This window comes from Acinetobacter sp. SH20PTE14 (assembly GCF_021391555.1).
In the GTDB taxonomy this organism is placed as follows: domain Bacteria; phylum Pseudomonadota; class Gammaproteobacteria; order Pseudomonadales; family Moraxellaceae; genus Acinetobacter; species Acinetobacter amyesii.
The window spans coordinates 3,377,365-3,384,782 of sequence record NZ_CP090067.1; the positions used below are offsets into that span (position 1 = coordinate 3,377,365).

Annotated in this window: 9 protein-coding genes; 4 read left to right on the plus strand and 5 right to left on the minus strand. The window is 41.8% G+C overall.

All coding sequences use genetic code 11. The features are described from left to right. The first annotated feature begins 29 nt into the window (after positions 1–29). From LXF01_RS16460 to LXF01_RS16470, 4 genes are all read left to right on the plus strand, one after another. Positions 30–296 carry a metal/formaldehyde-sensitive transcriptional repressor gene (locus tag LXF01_RS16460; RefSeq protein WP_233944750.1) on the plus strand — a complete coding sequence of 89 codons (267 nt, stop codon included), beginning with the start codon at positions 30–32 and terminating at the stop codon, positions 294–296. A gap of 115 nt (positions 297–411) precedes the next feature. Further along, positions 412–981: an MFS transporter gene (locus LXF01_RS17555; RefSeq protein ID WP_267967480.1), complete on the plus strand. Its 570-nt coding sequence runs from the start codon at positions 412–414 to the stop codon at positions 979–981. 222 nt (positions 982–1,203) lie between these two features. Next, positions 1,204–1,587, plus strand: a complete 384-nt coding sequence (locus tag LXF01_RS17560) for a hypothetical protein (protein ID WP_267967481.1) — start codon at positions 1,204–1,206, stop codon at positions 1,585–1,587. Positions 1,588–1,715: 128 nt separating this feature from the next. Further along, a complete protein-coding gene (locus tag LXF01_RS16470; protein ID WP_233944751.1) occupies positions 1,716–2,894 on the plus strand; it encodes a hypothetical protein in 1,179 nt (392 codons plus the stop codon). An 86-nt stretch (positions 2,895–2,980) separates the two neighbouring features. On the opposite strand, the gene mnmE is transcribed toward LXF01_RS16470, so the two are convergent. The 5 genes from mnmE to rpmH form a co-directional block, all read right to left on the minus strand. Further along, a complete protein-coding gene (gene mnmE / locus LXF01_RS16475; RefSeq protein ID WP_233944752.1) occupies positions 2,981–4,336 on the minus strand; it encodes a tRNA uridine-5-carboxymethylaminomethyl(34) synthesis GTPase MnmE in 1,356 nt (451 codons plus the stop codon). A gap of 92 nt (positions 4,337–4,428) precedes the next feature. After that, on the minus strand, positions 4,429–6,195 hold the full coding sequence (gene yidC / locus LXF01_RS16480; RefSeq protein ID WP_078194451.1) for a membrane protein insertase YidC: 1,767 nt from the start codon (positions 6,193–6,195) through the stop codon (positions 4,429–4,431). A gap of 5 nt (positions 6,196–6,200) precedes the next feature. Further along, positions 6,201–6,521, minus strand: coding sequence for a membrane protein insertion efficiency factor YidD (gene yidD / locus LXF01_RS16485; RefSeq protein WP_078189510.1), 321 nt, complete (start codon positions 6,519–6,521; stop codon positions 6,201–6,203). Positions 6,522–6,530: 9 nt separating this feature from the next. Continuing rightward, on the minus strand, positions 6,531–6,923 hold the full coding sequence (gene rnpA, locus LXF01_RS16490) for a ribonuclease P protein component (protein ID WP_078189509.1): 393 nt from the start codon (positions 6,921–6,923) through the stop codon (positions 6,531–6,533). 31 nt (positions 6,924–6,954) lie between these two features. Further along, positions 6,955–7,089, minus strand: a complete 135-nt coding sequence (gene rpmH / locus LXF01_RS16495; protein WP_000831329.1) for a 50S ribosomal protein L34 — start codon at positions 7,087–7,089, stop codon at positions 6,955–6,957. Positions 7,090–7,418: the final 329 nt, after the last annotated feature.

Here is a 7,418-nt window from a genome sequence, read left to right on the forward strand (position 1 = left end):
CATAGTATATTTATTTTCGGGAGAAAGTGTTGAGTCATTTACATCAGGACAAAAAGATTTTAAATCGGGTTAAACGTCTACAAGGTCAGGTCAATGCAGTTGAACTGGCTTTACAGCAACCCGAAGCAGGGTATATCGAGGTTTTACAACAGGTTGCGGCCATCAAAGGTGCTGTAAATGGATTAATGAATGAACTCATCGAAGCACATTTACGCCATCATGTATTGCCTCAAGATGTTGAAATCAATGAAGTAGAACTGGAAGAATTTGTAAAACTGCTTAAACGCTATGGATAAAGTTACATCTGTGATTTGACCATGGAAAACAATCGGCATTAAACTGAGCCCATATTTCCTTCTTTCTCATGCAGCACAATATTGACCCTATTGGCTGTACCTCTGCGACTTTAAAATGACCACATCTCCCTCTTGGCGACCGTTCATCATGGTGAGCCTTGCACTCTGTATGGGCACTATTGGTACAGCGCTAGCTAGTCCTCTGTATCCCATTTATCAGCAACTTTGGGGACTGCTGCCGAGTCATATCACCTATATCTTTGTTGCCTACATGTTTGGTTGCCTAGCGACCTTGCTGTTTTTAGGTCGTACCAGTAACAGTTTTGGTTTTTTAAGAACCCTGCAAATCGGTATGGCATGCATCATCTTAGGTTTAAGCTTATCGGTGTTTGCCAGTAATGCGCTGTGGTTATCTATCGGTCGCTTTATTATCGGCATTGCCTCGGGTTTAATTAGTACCTCAGCTATGCTTGGCATGGTCTATACCATTCCTGAACAGCATAAAAATAATGCTCCGCAGCTGAGTTCAATCATAACTGTGATTGGTTTTGGTCTTGGCCCATTTATTGGTGGGGTGATCGCTCAGTTCTCTGAACAGCCTTTAATTACCCCTTATATCCCTGTGATCTTTGGGGGGTTTGGCGTGTTTAATAGGGTTATTTTTTATTCGCACACCGAATTTTGAGCCACAGCCTTTTTCAGTGGCACCACATTTGGAATTGCCTGAAAAGCGTGATAATTCACGATTTTATATCGCCGGACTGACTGCTTTTGTGCCTTTGGTTCTTTTAGCTTATTTGCATCACTCGCACCCTCTTTCGTCAAAGATGCAATCCCATGGCATGGCCCTTTGGTCAGTGGTAGTGCCATTGCAAGTATCTTGCTGGTTTCCGCTGTCGTGCAATTTATGGCGAAATCGATTCCTTCTGCAAAATGTGTAAATACCGGCTTAATGGTATTAATACTGAGCTATGCGCTCCTTGCGCTATGTATGACCCAACACTGGAGTGCATTGTTTTTTATTAGCGATATTCTAGTCGGTGTAGGGCATGGCCTGGGGCTTTTAGGCGCATTTGGCTTAGTTCATCAAATGACCAACAATCAAAACCGTGCTGCGGTGATCTCGACCTATTTGTTTATCGGATATTTAGGAACCATTATTCCAATTATTGCAGCCGGCTATTTATCTGATCATTGTGGCTTGATGGTCGGTGTTTTAGTTTTTTGTATTGGCGTAGGCTTATTGTGTTTCGGCTTATTGTTTTGGCACCGCAGTCTGAACACCAATTAACCACTGAACTTATTCAAGAAGCATCTTGTATGGGGTGCTTCTTAAACCCAAAAAAAATTAAGAAACCCTATAAAAATCAATCAAATTAAATTAAGATCTTGTGTGATGTGATTCAAAAATTTAAAAAAATGCTAAAAATTCAATGTCAAATTAACACTGCGGAAAATCAAATCATCGCCAGCAGCGAATACGGGAATATTCACTATATTTTACCGTTTGAATCCTTACCGCAATTAGAAACCTATGATTTTATCGTTTGGGGCTTTTTACCCATTGCCATGCGCCTTGGCATCCCGCTGCATATAGAAGGACCTATTTCAATACAAACCCTCCACTCCGCACGGGAGGTTTCAACTGTCTGGGCCGCTTGGTTACCTGATTTATATCAACCAGTCATGCTCAGTGCTGCATCGATTATCCAAACACCACCGGCAAACCAATCCACTGAAAATTTAAGCTTTTTTAGCGGTGGGATTGACTCCACATATAGTACATACAAAGCTTTTCTTGAAAATGGGCAAGACTCTGATTGTCTCACTGTGCATGGAATGGATTATAAATTTGATGACCATGAAAAATTTCAGGCCTTAATGGATCAGACCCATGACTTTAGAAGCCAAGTTTTTAAGCAAAGTCGCGTGGTAAAAACCGATGCTTACGCGCTGTACAGTAAATATGGCTGTAACCCTAAAGGTTCGCATGTCACACATATCTTTTCGCTGTTTTCCTGCGCTTCGATTTTTGAACATTACCAGCAATATCGAATTTCAGCCGATTACCGTTTAGATCAACAATTATTCGTTCATCCATATGGCTCAAATACAGCATCCAACCGATTGATGAAGAATCGATCTGGGGCCTTAATCACCCTCAACGATGATGTCACGCGATCACAAAAGACTGCATTTTTAAGCCAATCTGGCTTAGATTTACAAACCCTGTCGATCTGTGTGAACTATACGGCTCGCCCAAAAAATTGTGGTCAATGCAGTAAATGTATGCGCACCAAAGCCATGTTTTATGCCACTAGCCCCGAAATTCCCGATATCTTTTTAGATCGTCGCTTTGAAAAACAGTGGTATCAATCCATTCCATTAAGTTCAAAAATTAATCGTGCATTTTTAATTGATATTTTGTCAGCAGTCGAAAAATCTTCGCAACAGCAACAATTTCCAGACTATGCAACACTCAAAGTCAAAGTTGAAGCTGCATCGAAAAGAGCAGCGATCAATCCTTTTTATGGGATGAAAATGAAAGATGTGCTGAGATCGATCTTTAAAATCATTTTTGGCTCAAACCCAGGCTAAAGGGATGCAAAAAAAGCACGATGTTTTCGAACATCGTGCTTTGGATGGATATTTCAATGGATGAAACGAGGAGCTCAATCGTTTTATTACTTGCCAATACAGAATGATCCGAAAATCTTCCCTAGCAAATCATCCGCACTGAAATCGCCCGTAATTTCACCTAAGGCATTTTGCGCCAAACGTAGCGACTCAGCTACCAACTCACCCGCATGATAAACCACCAACTGCTCACGTGCTTCTGCAAGATAGCGCCGAGTGCGCTTCATTGCGTCTAAATGGCGTGTTCGAGCAATAAAGGTATCTTCCTCTGGTTGAAAGCCTGCATGCGCTGTAATCGCATCAATAAGCGCTTGAACGCCAGTTTCTTGTTTAGCCGAGACGCGAATATGTCGAAAACCGTTTAAATCGGTAATTTCCGCGGTAGATCCCGTCAAATCGCATTTATTACCAATCAACATCAAACGCTTCGGTTCAATATGATCAGCAAAGTACGCTTGAGCCAATTGTAGTGGATCTTCGCCCTGACTTAAGTCATAGACCAAAAGTAACAAGTCAGCTTGCTCAATTTCTTTAATTGCGCGGCGAATCCCTTCTTTTTCGACGATATCACCGGTTTCACGTAAACCTGCAGTATCGGTCAAGGTAATCGGCAAACCATTGAGGCTGATTTTTTCATGTAAAACATCACGTGTCGTACCCGCAATATCCGTCACAATCGCACGTTCAACACCCGCTAAAGCATTGAGTAGCGATGACTTACCTGCATTGGGTTTACCGGCAATCACCACTTGTAAACCTTCACGTAGTAACTGACCTTGACGGGCAGATTGCTGCACAGCATGGACCGAGCTTGCCACTTCATCCAATAAACCCAAAATCTTACCATCCGCCAAAAAGTCGATTTCTTCTTCAGGAAAATCAATCGCTGCTTCCACATGCAAACGCAAATGGATAAGTTTTTCTAGCACCGTATTGACCTTGCTCGAAAAAGCACCTTGTAATGAACGTACCGCTGAACGTGCCGCTGCTTGTGAGGTGGCATCAATCAGATCAGCAATCGCCTCGGCTTGCACCAAGTCCATTTTGCCATTTTCAAAGGCGCGCATTGAAAATTCGCCCGCTTTTGCAGCAATAGCGCCCAATTCAAGTAACCGCGCCAATAATGCATTTTGAATAACGGGGCCGCCATGACCTTGAAGCTCCACCACATCTTCACCCGTAAAAGAGTGCGGATTTGGAAAGCAAATCACCAAACCTTCATCCATGATTTCATTCGATGCATCATAAAACTTACGGAAACCAGCAAAACGTGCTTCAGGCAGGGATTGCTGCGTTAATGCTTCTGCAATGGCATAAGATTTGGGACCAGACAGGCGAATCACGCCGACACCACCACGACCCGGCGGTGTGGCAATTGCTGCGATGGTGGTTCGGTTTAACATAAAATTCACCTAAAAATTTTCAAACTACAGATAAAGAAAAATCCGCCTAAGATTACCATCTTAAGCGGATTTATTCAGCCCATCAGCAATGCTTAGTTTGCTGAGTCAGCCGCTTCACGTTTTAAACGTTCTTTTTCAACAGATTTGTTAATCAAACCTTGTTGAAGAATAGTAATACTGTTGTTACAGATCCAGTAAAGCACAAGGCCCGCAGGGAAGAACAACATAAATACCGTAAAAATCACTGGCATGATTTTGAAGACTTTTGCCTGCATTGGATCAGCCGGTTGTGGGTTCAAACTTTGCTGAATAAACATGGTTAAGCCCATTAATAGCGGCAAAATAAACCATGGATCCATCGCAGATAAATCTTGAATCCAACCTAACCACGGCGCATGACGTAGTTCAACGGACTCCATCAACACCCAGTACAAAGCAAGGAAGATCGGCATTTGGAGCAATAACGGCAAGCAACCTGACAGTGGGTTTACTTGTTCACGTTTATACAATGCCATCATTTCTTGCGAGAAGCGCATACGGTCTTCACCGAACTCTTCTTTCATGCGTTGCATTTCAGGTGCAATCACACGCATTTTCGCCATAGAGCGGTAACTCTTCGATGACAAAGGCCACAAGATCAGTTTCACCAGAATCGTCAATAGAATAATTGACCAACCCCAGTTACCCACTAAACCGTGGAAAAACTCAAGACCGACGAACAATAATTTCGCAATTGGCCATAACCAACCATAGTCTACTGTTTGGTTTAAACCAACTGCCAATTCTTTTAATTCAGATTGGATTTTTGGACCTGAATAGAACGTTGCATCTACTTCTGCCACAGTTCCTGCAGGAACATTGATTGCAGGTGAAGTGAACTGAATAATGTTCATATCATCAGTAGATTTACGTGACTCAAGTTTCGCAGCATACGGTTGACCATTGGCTTGCGTTAATTTGATCTGTCCAGGAATCCACGCACTCACGAAGTAATGCTGAACCATTGCAACCCAACCGCCAGTTGCTTCAACATTCAATTTTTCTTCATTGAAGTTGGCAAATTTAAGTTTGTTGTAATGTTCTTCAGGCGAACCCCATGCACCACCAAGGAATGTACCTAAAGTGAAAATACCTTGATCAGATTTACCTGGATCTTCAGAGTTGTCGCGTTTAAGCTGACCAAACATCTGACCTTGCCAGTTCTGAGCACTGCGGTTCACGATTTTATGATTCACGACAACAGGGTATTCACCTTCAGTGAAGTTAAAGGTTTTAATAACCTCTACACCATCTGCTGTTTTATAAACCATTGGTACTGACAAAACTTTTGCTGTTTGGCCATCTTTACCCTTCACAGCTTTTGCGTCATTTAACGTATATGAAGATTTTTCAATTTCATAGGTTGGACGTCCTTTCGGATTGCTGTCAGGGCCATTAAGACCAATTAAGCCAGACTGAGCAACATAAGTCCGTTTTGCATCGCTTTCAAGCATTACAAATGGTTCGTCGCTGTCTTTATTTTTGTCATGATTGAGTAATTCAATACGAACAATATCGCCACCCTTTGGATTAATCCAAAGATGGTAAAGGTCAGTTTGTACTGAAATTAACTGTTGACTAACAGGTGCAGTGGCATCTGTTGTTTGTTGTGTAGCAGCATTATTTGCTTGCGGCACATCAGTAGCAGCCGTAGCTGTCTGGCCATTTGGCAAATCGGCAGATACTTCATGCGTTACCACCGCAGCATTTTGCTGAGGTTTTTGTTCCGCATGTCCATAATCTTTCTGCCAAGCCAAAATGAGCAAATATGCGACAACAAACATGGCCCCGAGAATTGCAATCCTGGCCCATTGTTGCATAGGTATTACCCCAAGTGGTTAGAGTGATTTTGGTTCAATAAACGTTCACGAAAGGGTACAGCAACGTGAAGCGTTTGAGAATCTATTTGCTGAAATGAAATAAAACGAATTGCTTTTGATGGAACAGGATCATAGCCTGAACCGCCCCAAGGATGACAACGGCAAATACGCTGAACAGCTAGACACACTCCACGTACAGCACCATGTTGATGGACTGCTTCCAAAGAATATTGAGAACATGTTGGAATATAACGACAGCGTGGTCCCAATAAAGGACTAATCGCAATCTGATAGAAACGAATGAGCCAATGCAGTAAACGAACCATTGGTCATCTCTACGCTTGTGGGGAGGTAGCTATTTTTTTATGCTTATTTGCAAGGCGCTGCAATTTTTGCCAAGCAAATTGTAATTGCTGATGCAACTCTGCATTCGGTACCGCCTCTATGCCCATTTTTGGCATAACGACAATATCTAATACATTAGACTGCTGTTGATGCAGGCGAAAACTTTCGCGTGCAAGTCGTTTTACTCGATTTCTTTCATGTGCGCGGCGCACTTTTTTCTTAGCAACAACAATACCCAAACGGCTATTCGGCTGTTCGGAGATTTTTGCTAGAAATAAGAAATGGGGTTGATGCACTTTAAAAAGCGCACCATCGAACACACTTTTATAATCGGCAGCACAGTGTATTCGCACATCTGTGCTAAAGCCGTAAAGTGTTGTCATAACACCCAAGTCTTGACAGTCTTAACTGAAATTAAACAGTTAAGCTGTGACGACCTTTTGCACGACGACGCGCTAATACTTGACGGCCAGCTTTAGTAGCCATGCGAGCACGGAAACCATGAACGCGTTTACGTTTCAACTCAGAAGGTTGGAAAGTACGTTTCATATCGAAACTCCAAAAATGATCTTTCAGTAAAGGTTCGCGATTTTAGTGCTCATTGCTTGAGCTGTCAATGAAAAACACGCTTTCTTTCAAAATCTAGGCTGTGATATATCAAGATAATATAAGGATTAGAAATCAGTCAGAAAGTTTTAAATTAAAATATTCACAAACTAAATCATTGTATATATTAATTATTTAAGTTATCTTCAAGTTTACTCACAGATTTATCCACAACCTCAAATTTGTGAATTGGTTTTTATGAATTTAAATTTGAATTTAAACCAACCATCAAGTTATCCCCAGAATGGGTCGATCTTATAAATAAATTCAAA

Excerpts from the sequence above, each read along its gene's own strand:
- LXF01_RS17555 (WP_267967480.1), top strand. The coding sequence starts at position 412 with ATGACCACATCTCCCTCTTGGCGACCGTTCATCATGGTGAGCCTTGCA.
- LXF01_RS17560 (WP_267967481.1), top strand. The coding sequence starts at position 1,204 with ATGGCGAAATCGATTCCTTCTGCAAAATGTGTAAATACCGGCTTAATG.
- LXF01_RS16470 (WP_233944751.1), top strand. The coding sequence starts at position 1,716 with ATGCTAAAAATTCAATGTCAAATTAACACTGCGGAAAATCAAATCATC.
- mnmE (WP_233944752.1), bottom strand. The coding sequence starts at position 4,336 with ATGTTAAACCGAACCACCATCGCAGCAATTGCCACACCGCCGGGTCGT.
- yidC (WP_078194451.1), bottom strand. The coding sequence starts at position 6,195 with ATGCAACAATGGGCCAGGATTGCAATTCTCGGGGCCATGTTTGTTGTC.
- yidD (WP_078189510.1), bottom strand. The coding sequence starts at position 6,521 with ATGGTTCGTTTACTGCATTGGCTCATTCGTTTCTATCAGATTGCGATT.
- rnpA (WP_078189509.1), bottom strand. The coding sequence starts at position 6,923 with ATGACAACACTTTACGGCTTTAGCACAGATGTGCGAATACACTGTGCT.
- rpmH (WP_000831329.1), bottom strand. The coding sequence starts at position 7,089 with ATGAAACGTACTTTCCAACCTTCTGAGTTGAAACGTAAACGCGTTCAT.